This window comes from Flavobacterium sp. AC105 (assembly GCF_979258495.1).
Genome location: NZ_OZ409860.1, coordinates 1,173,228 through 1,187,527, shown reverse-complemented (window position 1 = coordinate 1,187,527; position 14,300 = coordinate 1,173,228). Strand labels below are relative to the sequence as shown.

General features: G+C 30.8%; 14 protein-coding genes. 7 read left to right on the top strand and 7 right to left on the bottom strand.

Going from position 1 to position 14,300, the window contains the following annotated elements; translation table 11 throughout:
- Positions 1 to 250 precede the first annotated feature (250 nt).
- The 7 genes from ACZ0AH_RS05340 (at position 251) to ACZ0AH_RS05310 (ending at position 7,250) form a co-directional block, all read left to right on the top strand.
- Positions 251 to 1,723, top strand: a complete 1,473-nt coding sequence (locus ACZ0AH_RS05340) for an ATP-binding protein (protein ID WP_463474805.1) — start codon at positions 251 to 253, stop codon at positions 1,721 to 1,723.
- Between the two features lies 1 nt (position 1,724).
- Positions 1,725 to 1,982, top strand: coding sequence for a hypothetical protein (locus ACZ0AH_RS05335; RefSeq protein ID WP_463474804.1), 258 nt, complete (start codon positions 1,725 to 1,727; stop codon positions 1,980 to 1,982).
- Positions 1,983 to 2,017: 35 nt separating this feature from the next.
- Positions 2,018 to 3,499: a tetratricopeptide repeat-containing sensor histidine kinase gene (locus ACZ0AH_RS05330; protein ID WP_463474803.1), complete on the top strand. Its 1,482-nt coding sequence runs from the start codon at positions 2,018 to 2,020 to the stop codon at positions 3,497 to 3,499.
- 2 nt (positions 3,500 to 3,501) lie between these two features.
- The gene (locus ACZ0AH_RS05325; protein WP_463474802.1) at positions 3,502 to 5,277 is read left to right on the top strand and encodes a tetratricopeptide repeat-containing sensor histidine kinase; all 1,776 of its coding nucleotides are present in this window, start codon (positions 3,502 to 3,504) and stop codon (positions 5,275 to 5,277) included.
- A gap of 10 nt (positions 5,278 to 5,287) precedes the next feature.
- Positions 5,288 to 5,956 (top strand): response regulator, encoded by a 669-nt coding sequence (locus ACZ0AH_RS05320; protein WP_463474801.1) that lies wholly within the window; start codon positions 5,288 to 5,290, stop codon positions 5,954 to 5,956.
- 78 nt (positions 5,957 to 6,034) lie between these two features.
- Positions 6,035 to 6,289, top strand: a complete 255-nt coding sequence (locus ACZ0AH_RS05315) for a hypothetical protein (protein WP_463474800.1) — start codon at positions 6,035 to 6,037, stop codon at positions 6,287 to 6,289.
- Positions 6,290 to 6,446: 157 nt separating this feature from the next.
- The gene (locus tag ACZ0AH_RS05310; RefSeq protein WP_463474799.1) at positions 6,447 to 7,250 is read left to right on the top strand and encodes an endonuclease/exonuclease/phosphatase family protein; all 804 of its coding nucleotides are present in this window, start codon (positions 6,447 to 6,449) and stop codon (positions 7,248 to 7,250) included.
- Here ACZ0AH_RS05310 and ACZ0AH_RS05305 read toward each other — a convergent pair whose 3' ends face one another.
- The 7 genes from ACZ0AH_RS05305 to ACZ0AH_RS05275 all read right to left on the bottom strand — a co-directional run bounded on the left by ACZ0AH_RS05305 (position 7,251) and on the right by ACZ0AH_RS05275 (position 14,254).
- Positions 7,251 to 8,510, bottom strand: a complete 1,260-nt coding sequence (locus ACZ0AH_RS05305; protein WP_463474798.1) for an asparagine synthetase B — start codon at positions 8,508 to 8,510, stop codon at positions 7,251 to 7,253.
- A 337-nt stretch (positions 8,511 to 8,847) separates the two neighbouring features.
- Positions 8,848 to 9,513 carry a response regulator gene (locus ACZ0AH_RS05300; protein ID WP_463474797.1) on the bottom strand — a complete coding sequence of 222 codons (666 nt, stop codon included), beginning with the start codon at positions 9,511 to 9,513 and terminating at the stop codon, positions 8,848 to 8,850.
- Positions 9,514 to 9,628: 115 nt separating this feature from the next.
- The gene (locus tag ACZ0AH_RS05295; protein ID WP_463474796.1) at positions 9,629 to 10,420 is read right to left on the bottom strand and encodes a sensor histidine kinase; all 792 of its coding nucleotides are present in this window, start codon (positions 10,418 to 10,420) and stop codon (positions 9,629 to 9,631) included.
- The gene (locus ACZ0AH_RS05290) at positions 10,417 to 11,061 is read right to left on the bottom strand and encodes a hypothetical protein (RefSeq protein ID WP_463474795.1); all 645 of its coding nucleotides are present in this window, start codon (positions 11,059 to 11,061) and stop codon (positions 10,417 to 10,419) included. Before ACZ0AH_RS05290 ends, ACZ0AH_RS05295 begins: the two co-directional genes overlap by 4 nt.
- Positions 11,062 to 11,070: 9 nt before the next feature.
- Complete coding sequence (locus tag ACZ0AH_RS05285) at positions 11,071 to 11,478, bottom strand: hypothetical protein (protein WP_463474794.1); 408 nt, start codon at positions 11,476 to 11,478, stop codon at positions 11,071 to 11,073.
- A 137-nt stretch (positions 11,479 to 11,615) separates the two neighbouring features.
- Positions 11,616 to 13,160, bottom strand: a complete 1,545-nt coding sequence (dnaB, locus tag ACZ0AH_RS05280; RefSeq protein WP_463474793.1) for a replicative DNA helicase — start codon at positions 13,158 to 13,160, stop codon at positions 11,616 to 11,618.
- 140 nt (positions 13,161 to 13,300) lie between these two features.
- Positions 13,301 to 14,254 (bottom strand): acetyl-CoA carboxylase carboxyltransferase subunit alpha, encoded by a 954-nt coding sequence (locus tag ACZ0AH_RS05275; protein WP_463474792.1) that lies wholly within the window; start codon positions 14,252 to 14,254, stop codon positions 13,301 to 13,303.
- Positions 14,255 to 14,300: the final 46 nt, after the last annotated feature.

Genomic DNA, 14,300 nt, shown 5'->3' with positions numbered 1-14,300 from the left:
ACCACAAAGAATACCGTCGTTTTTATATATTATATTTAGTTTTTTGATTTTTTTATCCTGTCAAAAAAAGAATGATGATCCTATTAAACCTAGGAACACAAAAGCCGAGGTTAAAAGGCTGATCGCTATTGCGGACAATCTATTTTATGATAATAATAAGCTAGATAGTGCTTTTTATTATTACAATAAGGCAAAGTTTATTTGTAATCCGATAACTGATGCAGACAATTATGTTGCCGTGTCAAACTGTATGGCTGAGATTCAGCAAATTCATGGTGATTATGCCGGAAGTGAAACCACAATTACTGAAGCTCTTCCGTATCTGAAGTATGTAAAAAAAACAGCTCAAATATGGAACTCTTATGTGACCCTGAGCACAAATTACTTAAACACTTACGAATATAAAAACGCAATATTATACAATCAAAAGGCTTTACAATTAAAAACAAAGGAATGGAGAAAATTAGCTGCTAAAAATAATATAGCTGTTATATTAATAGAAGAAGGAAAATACGATGAATCTCTTAAAATTTTTCTTTCACTGATAACAAAAAAAGAAGTATTAGCGGATAACGAATTTCAGGGAAAGGCCTTAGATAATATTGGCTTTTGCTATTTTAAAAAAAACGACTCTAAAAAGGCGCTTTACTATTTTAATAAAAGTCTTGAAATAAAGCAAAAGGAAAAGAAACCTTTTGATTTAGGAAAAAGTTATATTCATTTTGCAAAGTTTTATGAAAAAAATAATCCTTTGCTAGCAAAAAAATATATGTTATTAAGCTATGAAAAGTTTAGTATTATAAACATTGTTGATGAAAGATTATCGGCTTTAAAGCTAATAATGACAAATAGTTCTGATAAGGAATTAAAGAAGTACTCAATAATTTATGTCAATCTGGTAGACAGTATTTTTGAAGTAAGACAAAAAGCCAAAAATCAATTTGCAAGAATCAAATACGATTCAAAAAAGGAGAAAGACGAAAATCTAAAACTTAAAACGCATAAGGCCGAAAATGAGCTTCAATTAGAAAAGCAAAAGAACAGAAATATCATTTCATATATTATTATAGTATTAAGTTTAAGTCTTATTCTGGTACTTTATTTCTATTTGACTTCACGAGGAAACAGAGAAAAGATTGAAGCGACTTATAAAAGTGAAACGAGAATTGCAAAGAAACTTCATGATGAACTTGCTAACGACATTTATCACACGATGGCTTTCGCCGAAAATAAAAACCTTTCTTTAGCAGAAAACAAAGATCAACTATTAAAAAATCTGGATTTAATATATTCAAGAACGCGAGATATATCAAAAGAAAATAGTCCAATAATTACCACAGAGGAATATATTTATTATCTGAAAGAAATGATTGCCGGATTTAATACTCCAAATATTAATATATTATTGAATGGTATAGAAACAATTTGGTGGAATGAAATTGAAAAAAATAAAAAAATAGCCGTTTACAGAGTATTACAGGAATTGCTTGTAAACATGAAAAAACACAGTAATGCGACTTTAGTTGGCATTACTTTTAAAAATTCAGATAAAAATGTTATTGTTACTTATACTGATAATGGAAAAGGTATTGATCTAAATAATATAACTTTTAAAAATGGACTGCATAATGTAGAAAACAGGATTCTTGCCATAAAAGGGCAAATTGATGTGGATTCAGGTATTGGAAAAGGATTTAAAGTCTTCTTTAAATTTCCATTATAAAATGAGAAAAGTATCGCATTATATCCCAAACAAAACAATTTTAAAATACCTTATACTCGTACAGTTTTTATTATTAGGCGGATTATTTCTTTTATTAAATTCTTATAGAAAAGAAATTCCTGTAATCTTAAAAGCAAAAGATAACGCTGCTGAAATAAAAAAACTTATAGATTTAGCGGATAATTTTTATTTTGGTGCAGAAAAAAAGATAGTGCTTATATATATTATAACAAGGCTCAGTTTCTTTGTGATCCTATAATAAACTATACTGATTATGTTTATGCATTGTCATCAATGGCAAAAATTCAGCACATAAAAGGTGATTATATTGGCAGTGAAGCAAATTTGACCAAGACTTTGCCCTATTTAATAAAGATAAAAAAGACGAGATATGCATGGCTAGTATATAACATGCAGGGCATCAATTATAATAGTCTTTCTGATTATAATAACGCTCTTGAATATTTAAAAAAAGCATTGCGATTAAAAACAAGTGTTTATAGAAAAGCATATACGCTAAACAATATAGCTTTGGTTTATATGTCTCAAAACAAATATAAAGACGCAATTAATTTATTTTCTATTCTTGCTAAATATCCTAAAATATCAAAATATGATTATATTAATAATTCTCAACATGCACTTTTGTTAGATAATTTAGGATATTGTTACTATAAAATAGGAGATAAAAAGGCTTTAGATTGTTATAATGAGAGTTTAAAAATAAGATTACAAGCAAAAAAAGATTATTTAATGTCTGCCGGATATTATCATTTTTCCAGATTTTATCAAAATACCAATCCTTTACTGGCAAAAAAATATGCAAAACTAGGATATGAAAATGCTTCAGAATTTAACAATGCTACAGACAAAATTAATTGTCTTTCTCAATTAATTGAGAGTAGTAACGGGAATGAACTAAAGAAATATTCTCTAACTTACATTAACCTGATTGATAGTGTAAACAAGGCTGCACAAACTGCAAAAAATCAATTCAGTAATATCAGATACGATTCTAAGGTTGATAAACAAGAAAATCTACAGCTAAAATCTCAAAAAGCAGAAAATGAATTAAAATTAGAAAGGCAAAAAAAACGAAATATAATTTGTTCTATAATAATTGCAGTGATTTTTGGACTGATTACAATTCTATATTTTCGCTTAACTTCTAAAGCCAGAAAAGAAAAAAGTGAAGCTATCTATAAAAGTGAAATGCAAATATCAAGAAAACTACATGATGAACTCGCAAACGATGTTTATCAAACATTGGCTTTTGCCCAAAATAGGGATCTTGAATTAATTGAAAATAAAAACCAGTTATTAAATAATTTACAAATCATTTATTCACGAGCAAGAAATATTTCAAAGGAAAACAGTACCATTATTACAAATGAAAATTATAGTATTGCATTAAAAGAAATGATTTCGGAATTCAACGATCCAAACCTTAATCTTTTATTGAATGGCCTGGAAACTATTTCGTGGAATGAAATTGAAAAGAACAAAAAAATAACTGTTTACAGGGTTTTACAGGAACTACTTGTAAACACAAAAAAACATAGTGATGCGTCTTTAATTGGTATAAATTTCAAAAAAACAGATAAAAATATTACTGTTACGTATACCGATAATGGTAAAGGTATTGACCTTAGTAACATGACATTTAAAAACGGGATATATAATATTAAAAACAGAATTCTGGCTATAAAAGGAGAAATTGATATCGATTCGGCACTAAATAAAGGATTTAAAGTCTTTTTTAAATTCCCAATATAATCATGAGCAAAACTTTTTATTTTTTTCAAAACAAAACTGCCTTGAAGTATCTCATGATATTTCTATCTCTATTATTAATAGGCAGCATAATTTTATTTTATTCTTATAAAAGCAAAAAACCTTTAAAACATGCAAAAAAGGATAATACTGAAGAAATAAAAAGGCTCACGGATATTGCAGATGTTTATTTTGATACCAATAAAAATGATAGTGCCATATATGTCTTTACGAAAGTAAAAAAATTATGTAATCCAAAAACAAATACAATAGATTATGTATATGCTCTATCCTGTATTTCTGAACTTTATCTAAAACAGGGGAATTATATTTCTAGTGAAGAGAATGCGACAGAGGCATTGCCCTATTTAAAACAGATCAAAAATCCCAGATATTCATGGATTGTCTATAATTTATTGGGGCTTAATTATGGTGATAGTTATGACAATGCTACAGCTATCATATACTTTAAAAAAGCAATAGCACTAAAATCAAGTACATGGAGAAAATTTATTGCTTTAAATAACCTTGCTTCAATTTACATAAACCAACGTAAGTATAAGAAAGCAAAAAAAATACTTTTAATACTGGTGACACAAAAAAATATTTCAAAATATGATGCTATAAATCACAATATTTATTCTTTCGCAATAGACAATTTGGGGTTTTGTTATTTCAAGTTAGGCGATTCTAAAAAAGCATTAGATTGTTTTTATGAAGCTTTAAAAATTAGATTAAAACCAGAAACACAAGAGGGATTAATAGGAACATACAAACATCTTTCTCTGTTTTTTGAAAAAACAAACCCGAATTTATCCAGAGATTATGCTAGAAAAGCTTACGATCATGCATTAAAACTAAATAGTGCTATTGACCGGGTTATCACATTAAATTTATTAATTAAATGTAGTGAAGGAAAGGATTTAAAACAATATTCATTAGCTTATATAAAACTCGCAGATAGTATTGTAAGTGCAAGACAAAGTGCAAAAAACCAATTTACAAATATTAAATATATTTCGAAAACAGAGAAAGATGAAAATTTGAAGCTAAAAGCTCAAAAAGTAACATATGAATTACAGTTAGAAAGACAGAAAAAACGAAATATTATCTCTTATATTATAATTGCATTTATTCTTGGATTCATTACATTCTTTTATTTTCATTTAAAAACAAAAGAAAAAAAGGAAAAAAATGAGGTAATCTATCAAAGCGAAATGCGAATATCTAAAAAATTACATGATGAACTCGCGAATGATGCTTATCAAACACTTCAATTTGTTACCCATAAAGATTTGGAAATTGATACAAACAAGGAAAAATTATTAAATAATTTAGAAATCATGTATTCACGAACACGGAATATTTCTAAAGAAAACAGCCAAATTGCTACAGACGAAAATTATCCTTTTGCTTTAAGAGAAATGATTGCCGGATTTAAGACACCCGATATTCATATTTTACTGAATGGGTTTGATTTGATTGCTTGGAATAAAATCCAGAAAAACAAAAAAATAATTCTTTACCGGGTTTTACAAGAATTATTTTATAACCTGAAAAAACATAGCAACGCCACTTTAGTAAGTGTTACCTTTAAAATAAGCGACAAAAATATTTCGGTAGATTATAATGATAACGGAACCAGAAATGAAAATTCTTCGATAATTTTTAAAAATGGTCTAGCAAATGTGGAAAACCGTATTAAAACTATAAATGGAACTATTATTTTTGACGATAATTCTAAAAAAGGTTTTAAGTTGAGTTTCACTTTCCCTTTATAAACACTATAATATGTTCAAAAAAGTTTTAGTTGCCGAAGATTTAGACAGTATCAGTATTGCAGTTGTACAAGTGCTTGAAGATCTAAAAGTATCAACAATACATCATGTAAAATATTGTGATGATGCTCTTTTAAAAATAAAAAAAGGTCTGATTGATAACGAGCCTTACGACCTGTTAATTAGTGATTTATCTTTTAAATCAGATCATAGAAATGTCACTATTTCTTCGGGCGAAGGCCTTATAGAAGCAATAAACGAGGTGCAGCCATCGATAAAAAAAATAGTATTTTCAATTGAAGATAAATCATACCGAATTAAATCTCTTTTTTACGATTTAGGAATTAATGGATATGTATCTAAAGGAAGAAACAGCATCAATGAATTAAGAAAAGCTATTGAAGGAACTTTTCGAAATGAAGAAAAGATTCTTTCATCTGACTTGTCTTTTAGTTTTAATGATAAATCTTTGATCGAAATTGAATCTTATGACATTTCAATTCTTCAGCTTTTGGCACAAGGATATATTCTGGAAAACATTTCGCACGAATTTAAAGCGGCTTCGATAACTCCAAACGGAACAAGCAGCATCGAAAAACGAATCAATAAATTAAAAATATACTTTAAAGCTAATAACAATGTGCATTTAATTGCCATTGCCAAAGATTTTGGTTTGGTATAAATTTTATGCTTTTACGGAATCCCGTAAGGAAATCTATTTTTAGAGGTCTAAATTTGTGTAGAAATTATTAACTAACTAATGAAACCTAAATACCGGATTAGTCCTGAGAAAAGTTTACGCCAAAAATTTATCTCAAAACTTAATACAACCAAAAATAGAATTATTATGAAAACAATGTTGCTTTGTCTTTTTCTTTCGTTAACTGTTGCTTTCGTTTCTGAAAAAACAGGCTGGCTAGAAGTTGATTGGAAATTAGTTTTTATTCCTGCACTTCTTGTTTTACAAATTATAATTATAGGAACTGCCTTAAAAAACAGGTACAAAAAACATTAAAGTTCACACTTTAATTCTAATATTTATTCCGATAAAATAAACTACATAGATAGAGAATCTTTCTTTTAAGGTTCTCTATCAAAATAAAATCAAAAATTAGAATAAAGAAACAATTGTCAAATTTTGAAATGCTTATATTTGATTTTTAAAATTCTGCATGAAAAACATCCTAAGCTTTATTCTCTTATTTTTTACCGTTTTTACTTTTTCGCAAACTAAAATCCTATCATGGAATTTGGAGAACTTTGGAAAATCGAAATCTCAAACCGAATTAAATTTTATTGCCAATACCATTCTTGAATATGATATTATAACAATTCAGGAAGTTGTTGCTGGTTCTGGCGGGGCTCAGGCTGTGGCAAAACTTACAGCAATATTAAATGAAAGAGGGGCAAAATGGGATTATTCGATAAGTGATCCCACAAGCAGCAGCAGTTACAAAACTGAGCGTTATGCTTTTATCTGGAAAACGAGCAGAGTAAAATTAAAAGGAAATCCGTGGCTGGAAAAAAAATACCATTTAGAAATTGACAGAGAACCTTATTTTGCAACTTTCGAAATTAATAAAAAGACAATTACATTAGTAAGTTTTCATGCTATTACCAAAAGCAAACAACCCGAAACTGAAATTAAATATTTTAAATTTTTACCTCAGGAATATCCCAATTTGAATTTGGTTTTTATGGGAGATTTTAATTGTCCGCAATCGCATACTGTCTTTAATCCGTTGAAGAAAATGGGCTACGCTCCTATTTTGCAAAATCAAAAAACCACATTAAAACAACAATGCATATCAACAAAATGTCTTGCTTCTGAATTTGATAATGTATTCTATAAAACAAATTCATTGCATACCATCAATGCTGGAATAGTTTCATTTTATAAAAACTTTAATTCCTTAAAAGAAGCCAGAAAAATATCTGATCATGTTCCTGTTTGGTTTGAATTTTCTTTGAATTAATTATGTTTTAAGCTTTTTCTTTTTCGCAGCAGGAAATAAAACATTGTTCAAAATTAATCTGTAACCCGGAGAATTAGGGTGCAAATCTAAGACCGTTGGCGGATCTCCAACCTGATGCTGATAATCTTCAGGATCATGACCACCAAAAAAGGTAAACATTCCCTTGCCTTTTTCACCATGAATATATCTTGATTCGCCATTCAATTCGCAAGTTCCCATTACGAGGACATTCGATTTTATAAAAGATGAATCAAATGAAGTCGTTTGTCCCATAAAACCCTTCACCAATTGGGTATGATTCTGACATAACATACTCGGAATCGGATCCCATTTTGCAGAAAATTCCATTAGCGTAAAATAATCTTTCTCAACCGGAACCCTGCGTTTTGTGGTCATATCAATATCTGAAAACTCATAAACTTCTGGTTTTCTTTCTAAAGTAAAATCTTTAAAGGCAAAAGTATTCGAATAATTTAATTTTGCCTGATAATTGGAATCGCTCGGATCTCCGTCAAACATGGCTTCGCAAATATCTACTCCATCTGCCGAAAGTGCAATATCAAAACTATCTGTTGCAGAACACATGGCGAACATAAAGCCCCCGCCAATAACAAAATCCCTGATTTTTTTGGCAACTGCTCCTTTTTCCTGCGAAACTTTAGAATACCCTAATTTTGCGGCCAAAGCTTCAGCATCTTTCTTTTGGTCAATATACCAGGGCGTATTTTTGTAAGCGGCATAAAATTTTCCGTATTGTCCCGTAAAATCCTCATGATGCAAATGCAGCCAGTCATAAAGTAATAATTGATCGCTTAAAACTTCCTCATCATAAATTGGTGTAAAAGGAATTTCGGCATATGTTAAAACCAATGTTACAGCATCATCCCAAGGCTGTTTTCCTTTTGGAGTATAAACTGCAATTTTTGGTGCTTTTTCAAGAATAACAGATTCCATATTTTGCGAAGGGCTTGAAATATCATTCAAAATTGAAGCTTCTTCACTATCTGAAAGGATTTCGAAACTAACGCCTCGAATTTGGCATTCTTTACGGATTTCGGGGGCATCTGGCAACAAAAATGAACCTCCGCGATAATTTAGCAGCCAACTTGCTTTATAATCTTTGCTCAAACACCAATAAGTAATTCCGTATGCTTTAAGATGATTTTGTTGTGTGGTTTCGTCCATCGGAAGTAAGATAAACGAAGCTTTTGCTGTTAATGAAAGTAGGAATATGAAAATACAAACTAAACACTTATTCATTAGAAAATTATTTTAGTAAAGATATAAAGGAAGCTTTAAAAAACACAATAGATATTACTGTTTTATGAGTGAATATTACGTTAAATATGATCTTTTGATTACTAAATAATTATTTAGTTTACAAAAACAGGTAAAAACACCTGTTTTCTGCAACTATTTTCTTGCTAAATTTGCTAAACAAATGATCTACTAATCAATGAAAAACCAAACCATGAAGTATAATGATAGTAATAATGAACCAGAGATGAATGTAATGCGAAAAATAGGTCTTTGTGTGCTAGTCCTTACAATTATAGTGTATTATGTATTATCATTTCAATTTTTAACGAGTTAAAAATTAAAGTGTCAAAACCGCAATTTCGTTTTGAATTGCATAAACCACTAAACCGGCAATATTTCTGGACTCCGTTTTAAGCAATAAATTATTGCGATGCCCTTCGACCGTTCTTGGACTTAAGTAAAGGTGATCAGCAATTTCTAAAGTTGTTTTTTGCTGACAAATAAGCTGAAGAATTTCTATTTCGCGAGGCGAAAGAAAACTGGTTTCTAAATTTCCTTTTGAATTTTTTGATGAAATGATTGTTTCCTGAATTGTCTTTAATACATTTTCGTTGTAGTAAAATCCTTTTTTGGCAACTTCATTTATCGTACGAATTAAATCTTTTGGTGTTGTATTCTTTATTAAATAAGCAACTGCACCAACCTGAATCATATTTGCAATAAATGATTTTGTATCATAACTGGTTAATGCGATGATTTTAATGTCAGGAAATGATTTTCTAATAATTTTTGTTGCTTCGACACCATTTAAAACAGGCATTTTCAAATCCATGACAATAATATCCGGTTTTACTTCATGTCTTTCCAGGTGCGATAGGAGTTCTTCGCCATTTGATGCTTCAAAAATAATTTCGATATTATCTTCTCTTTGAAGTAAAAAAGATATTCCTTTCCGAAATAAAACTTCGTCATCGACTAAAGCAATTTTAATAGCGGCACTCATTTTTTATTTTGTTTTTGGTCATTTGGTTTGCCGAAATTACAAAAATAAGAAACAAAAACAATTCAAGAACCTTATTATATTTGGATTAAAAGTGAATTTATTATTATATTTTAACTTAAAAAGTAAAAATTACAGCAATACCTTTATTAATTTCAGCATCTATTTTGATAGTTCCACCCAAAAAAGAAATCCTGCTATCAATGTTTTTCATTCCAAGTCCTTTTTGATTTTCAGTACTTTTACTATCAAAACCTACTCCGTTATCTTCATAATTACAAGTATAGATTCCGTTAATATTTTTAAAGGCAATCCAAATTTCTGTAGCTTTTCCATGACGCAAAGAATTATTCATTAACTCCTGAAGAATTCTAAAAATATGCAGATTACGATCAATTCCTTTGTCTTCAAAATCAATTTCATTTGTATAATACGTTTTAACTGCCTTACTGCTTTCAAATTCTTCGCATAATTCTTCTACGGCAGCATTTAATCCAAATTTTTCAAAAACCGGAGGCAGTAAATTATGGGCAATTTTTCTGGAATTTTCGAGTGCTTTTGTAGTCAGCGCAATTATATTGTCTGTGATTTCAATTGTTTCAGCTTCTGTTAAATTGGGAGCAGTCAGCAAATGACTGTTCAACGAAACAATATTAAGTTTAGAACTAATATCATCATGCAAATCCTGCGCAATTCGCTTTCGTTCTTCTTCCTGAGTAACAATTACAGCGTGCAATTGTTCTTTTTGATGCTGAATTTCTAAGTTTTTATTCTCAATTTCTTTTTGAATAATCTTTTTTCTTGAAAAATAAAAAAACATTACCAACAAAACTGCAACAATCATGAAGAAACATGATGTATACAAAATTATGGCGACAATTTCTTTTTCGTAAATTGGAGTTCCACTCATATTTCTATGCCTATTTCTTTTTTAGTATTGAAACTTACTTTCCATTCATACAATATAAAAAACTGATTTACTACAACAAAAAAAGCATTTAAAGTCCAACTCATCAATTTTAGTTCATTACTCAATCCAATCGTCAGATTTCCAACCAGAAACAAAACTGTACTGGCTAATAAGTAAATGATCAAACCGATCGTTATGTAATAGTACTTTTTAGTATCTGTAAGCATGTTATAAAGATAAAGCATCGCAAAAAATACCGTTAATAATGATGTTAATGCAATTTCAAATAAATTGAATTCAAAAAATAATTCCGGCTCAAGCGCGTACTGAATACCTAATATCAACAAACCAATACCTATAGAAATGTAAACCATTTTTTTTTGAACTGGATTTTGCAAAAGTGTTTTGTAAAAAAATCCTAAAAGAACAAACTGACCAATAAAATACAAATGGATGAGATAGAGATTGTGTATCGCTAACAAGGTCAAAACTTCCATGGCTAACTGAACAATTACCAATAGAAAAAGGTAATACGTATATATTTTAAAGGCTTTTCCAAATCTGGAAAAGCCTTTAGCGTATAGTATAAAATTGATTATTAAAAGTAAATAACCAAAATATGTAAAGAAAAGATACGCCATCTAGTCAAATTATGGATTTAAAGGACTTGCAGGATCTCCGTTTGGAGGACATGGGCGAGTTGCATCATACACAACTTGTGCATCAGTAGCTTCTGCTTTTGCAGCATTTTCTCCTGAATCTCCTACAGCAGGGAAAAAAACATCTTTGTAAATACCTGTTTTTTCATCCAATTGAGTTCCAACAAAAATCAAACACTGCTCACCTGCGTTATTAATCCCTTTATAAGCACGTACAGCATCAATTGGGTTCGCTAATACTGCTTGTAAAGTTGCTAACGGAATAAGATAAGCCGTAGTTTTGTTTTTTCCGTCTTCTTCGATTCCCGGAGCTTTGCGGTATTTTGCAGCCCAGGCTTCCCCAACAGATAATGCTATTTCTACACTTCCTAAATTTTCAAGACTTTGTTTTTCTGACATAATATAAATTTGTTTTTGGTTATAAGTTAATTTGCAATTGTGTGGTCTTATTGCTTTGCTAAGCTACTGAATTTTATAAAAAAAATTAACATTCAGGCATAAAAAAAAGCCTAATAATAAGGCTTTTTAATGATTTGTTAAAAAGGAACATCGCTATCATCATCGTCATCATTTAAATTACTGCCAAAAGCTTCATTTGCTGATGGTAGATTTTTAGTGATAAACGGATTATCATCATGGTTCATTTTAGATGGCAAATCATCATAACTTCCTGAAAAATCATCAAGGTTATCAAATTTTCCTAAGTGTCCTATAAATTTTAAACGAACATTTTCAATACCACCATTACGGTGTTTCGCGATCATAATCTCTGCCTGACCGGTAGTTGGCGAAGCTTCATCATCATCCCATTCGTCAATTTTGTAATATTCAGGTCTATATAAAAACGAAACAATATCGGCATCCTGCTCAATCGCCCCAGATTCACGAAGATCTGACAGCAACGGACGCTTGCTTGATCCACGCGTTTCAACGGCACGCGATAACTGCGAAAGTGCAATTACCGGAACGTTAAGTTCTTTTGCCAAAGCCTTTAAGTTTCGGGAAATTGTAGAAATCTCCTGCTCACGGTTTCCTCCTCCTTTACTATTTCCTCCGGCAGTCATCAATTGCAAATAATCGACAATGATGATTTTAATACCATGCTGAGAAACTAAACGACGGCATTTTGCTCTTAAGTCAAAAATTGAAAGTGACGGCGTATCATCAATAAACAAAGGTGCTTTTTCTAAGTTTTTTACTTTCGTACTCAACATTTCCCATTCGTGAGGTTCTAATTTACCAGTACGTAATTTTTCTGACGACAATCCCGTTTCTGATGAAATTAACCTCGTGATTAACTGAACTGATGCCATCTCCAGTGAGAACAATGCCACCGGATGTCCAAAATCGATAGCGATATTTCTGGCCATCGAAAGTACAAACGCGGTCTTACCCATCGCAGGTCTTGCCGCAATAATAATTAAATCCGAAGGCTGCCATCCTGAAGTCAGCTTGTCTAAATTTGTAAAACCGGTTTCAACACCACTTAAACCTTCTTGTTTGGCAATTTCTTCAATACGTTTTTTTGCCTGAAGTACTAAACTCTGTGCTGTTTCAGAACTACGTTTTATATTTCCTTGTGTTACTTCATATAATTTTGATTCGGCCTGATCCAGCAAATCAAATACATCTGTAGTTTCATCATATGAGGCTTCGATAATTTCAGAAGAAATTCGGATCAAACTCCTTTGAATAAATTTCTGTAGAATGATACGAGAGTGAAATTCAATATGCGCCGAAGATGCGATTTTTTGCGTAAGTTGAATTAAATAAAAATCACCGCCAACTAAATCTAATTTTCCATTCTTTCTTAATTGTGCCGAAACAGTTAATAAGTCAATTGGTTGTGTTTCAGTAAAAAGCTGAACGATAGCTTCGAATATATATTTATGTGCATCTTTATAAAAAGCATCAGCCTGCAAAATATCAATTACATCATCAACCCCTTTTTTATCAATCATCATCGCACCAAGCACAGCTTCCTCTAAATCAAGTACTTGCGGAGGTAACTTTCCTTTTTCTAAATTGATAATTGTGGTTTTGTCTACCTTGACAGGGTTTATATTTTTGAAATTTTCCATATAGCGAAAGTAGCAAAATTTAAAAAAAAATCGTTATTGAGTTATAACTATTAATTGTTTATAAATAAGTTTTTTTTGTTGATAACCAAAAAAAAATCCGAAACGATAAGGCTTCGGATTTTAATTACTATTGTAAGAATTTACTCTTTATATTCGCCCATCTTACTGTATTTGTCCATCCTTTGGGCAATTAAGTCGGCTGTTGATAAGTCCTTCAATTCGTTATATCCTTTTGTAATATATTCGGCTACTGTTTTAAAAGTAGTTTCACGATCGTAGTGTGCTCCGCCAAGTGGTTCCGGAATAACATCATCTACTAATTTTTGTCTTTTCATGTCAGACGAAGTCAATTTCAAAGCATCGGCAGCACGTTCTTTGTACTCCCAGCTTTTCCATAAAATAGACGAACATGATTCTGGCGAAATTACAGAATACCAGGTATTCTCTAACATGTATACTTTATCACCAACACCTATTCCTAAAGCTCCTCCAGAAGCACCTTCACCAACAATAATAGTGATGATTGGCACTTGCAAACGAACCATTTCAAAAATGTTTCTGGCTATTGCTTCACCTTGTCCTCTTTCTTCGGCTTCTAATCCCGGATATGCACCCGGAGTATCTACTAAAGTTAAAACCGGGATACCAAATTTCTCTGCCATTTTCATCAAACGCAAAGCCTTACGATATCCTTCAGGATTTGCCATACCAAAATTACGGTACTGACGTGTTTTTGTATTAAAACCCTTTTGCTGACCAACGATCATAAACGACTGTCCGTTTACTTTTCCTAATCCGCCAACCATTGCTTTATCATCTTTAAAACCTCTGTCTCCGTGAAGTTCTAAAAAAGTATCACCGCAAATTGCTCTGATATAATCTAAAGTATAAGGTCTGTTTGGATGCCTTGACAGCTGAACACGTTGCCATGCCGTAAGGTTTTTATATATTTCTTTCTTAGTTTGCTCTAATTTCTTGTTGATTTCCTTGCAGGTTGGTGTTACATCAACATCAGATTCTTTTCCAATTATAACACACTTTTGTAACTGCTCTTCAAGTTCTTTGATTGGAAGCTCAAAATCTAAATATTCCATGGATTTTTGAATTTTGTTTGTAAATCGAACCGCAAATATAAAAATA

Coding starts and splice junctions, on each gene's coding strand:
- ACZ0AH_RS05340 (WP_463474805.1), top strand. CDS start 251: ATGGCTGAGATTCAGCAAATTCATGGTGATTATGCCGGAAGTGAAACC.
- ACZ0AH_RS05335 (WP_463474804.1), top strand. CDS start 1,725: ATGAGAAAAGTATCGCATTATATCCCAAACAAAACAATTTTAAAATAC.
- ACZ0AH_RS05330 (WP_463474803.1), top strand. CDS start 2,018: ATGGCAAAAATTCAGCACATAAAAGGTGATTATATTGGCAGTGAAGCA.
- ACZ0AH_RS05325 (WP_463474802.1), top strand. CDS start 3,502: ATGAGCAAAACTTTTTATTTTTTTCAAAACAAAACTGCCTTGAAGTAT.
- ACZ0AH_RS05320 (WP_463474801.1), top strand. CDS start 5,288: ATGTTCAAAAAAGTTTTAGTTGCCGAAGATTTAGACAGTATCAGTATT.
- ACZ0AH_RS05315 (WP_463474800.1), top strand. CDS start 6,035: ATGAAACCTAAATACCGGATTAGTCCTGAGAAAAGTTTACGCCAAAAA.
- ACZ0AH_RS05310 (WP_463474799.1), top strand. CDS start 6,447: ATGAAAAACATCCTAAGCTTTATTCTCTTATTTTTTACCGTTTTTACT.
- ACZ0AH_RS05305 (WP_463474798.1), bottom strand. CDS start 8,510: ATGAATAAGTGTTTAGTTTGTATTTTCATATTCCTACTTTCATTAACA.
- ACZ0AH_RS05300 (WP_463474797.1), bottom strand. CDS start 9,513: ATGAGTGCCGCTATTAAAATTGCTTTAGTCGATGACGAAGTTTTATTT.
- ACZ0AH_RS05295 (WP_463474796.1), bottom strand. CDS start 10,420: ATGAGTGGAACTCCAATTTACGAAAAAGAAATTGTCGCCATAATTTTG.
- ACZ0AH_RS05290 (WP_463474795.1), bottom strand. CDS start 11,061: ATGGCGTATCTTTTCTTTACATATTTTGGTTATTTACTTTTAATAATC.
- ACZ0AH_RS05285 (WP_463474794.1), bottom strand. CDS start 11,478: ATGTCAGAAAAACAAAGTCTTGAAAATTTAGGAAGTGTAGAAATAGCA.
- dnaB (WP_463474793.1), bottom strand. CDS start 13,160: ATGGAAAATTTCAAAAATATAAACCCTGTCAAGGTAGACAAAACCACA.
- ACZ0AH_RS05275 (WP_463474792.1), bottom strand. CDS start 14,254: ATGGAATATTTAGATTTTGAGCTTCCAATCAAAGAACTTGAAGAGCAG.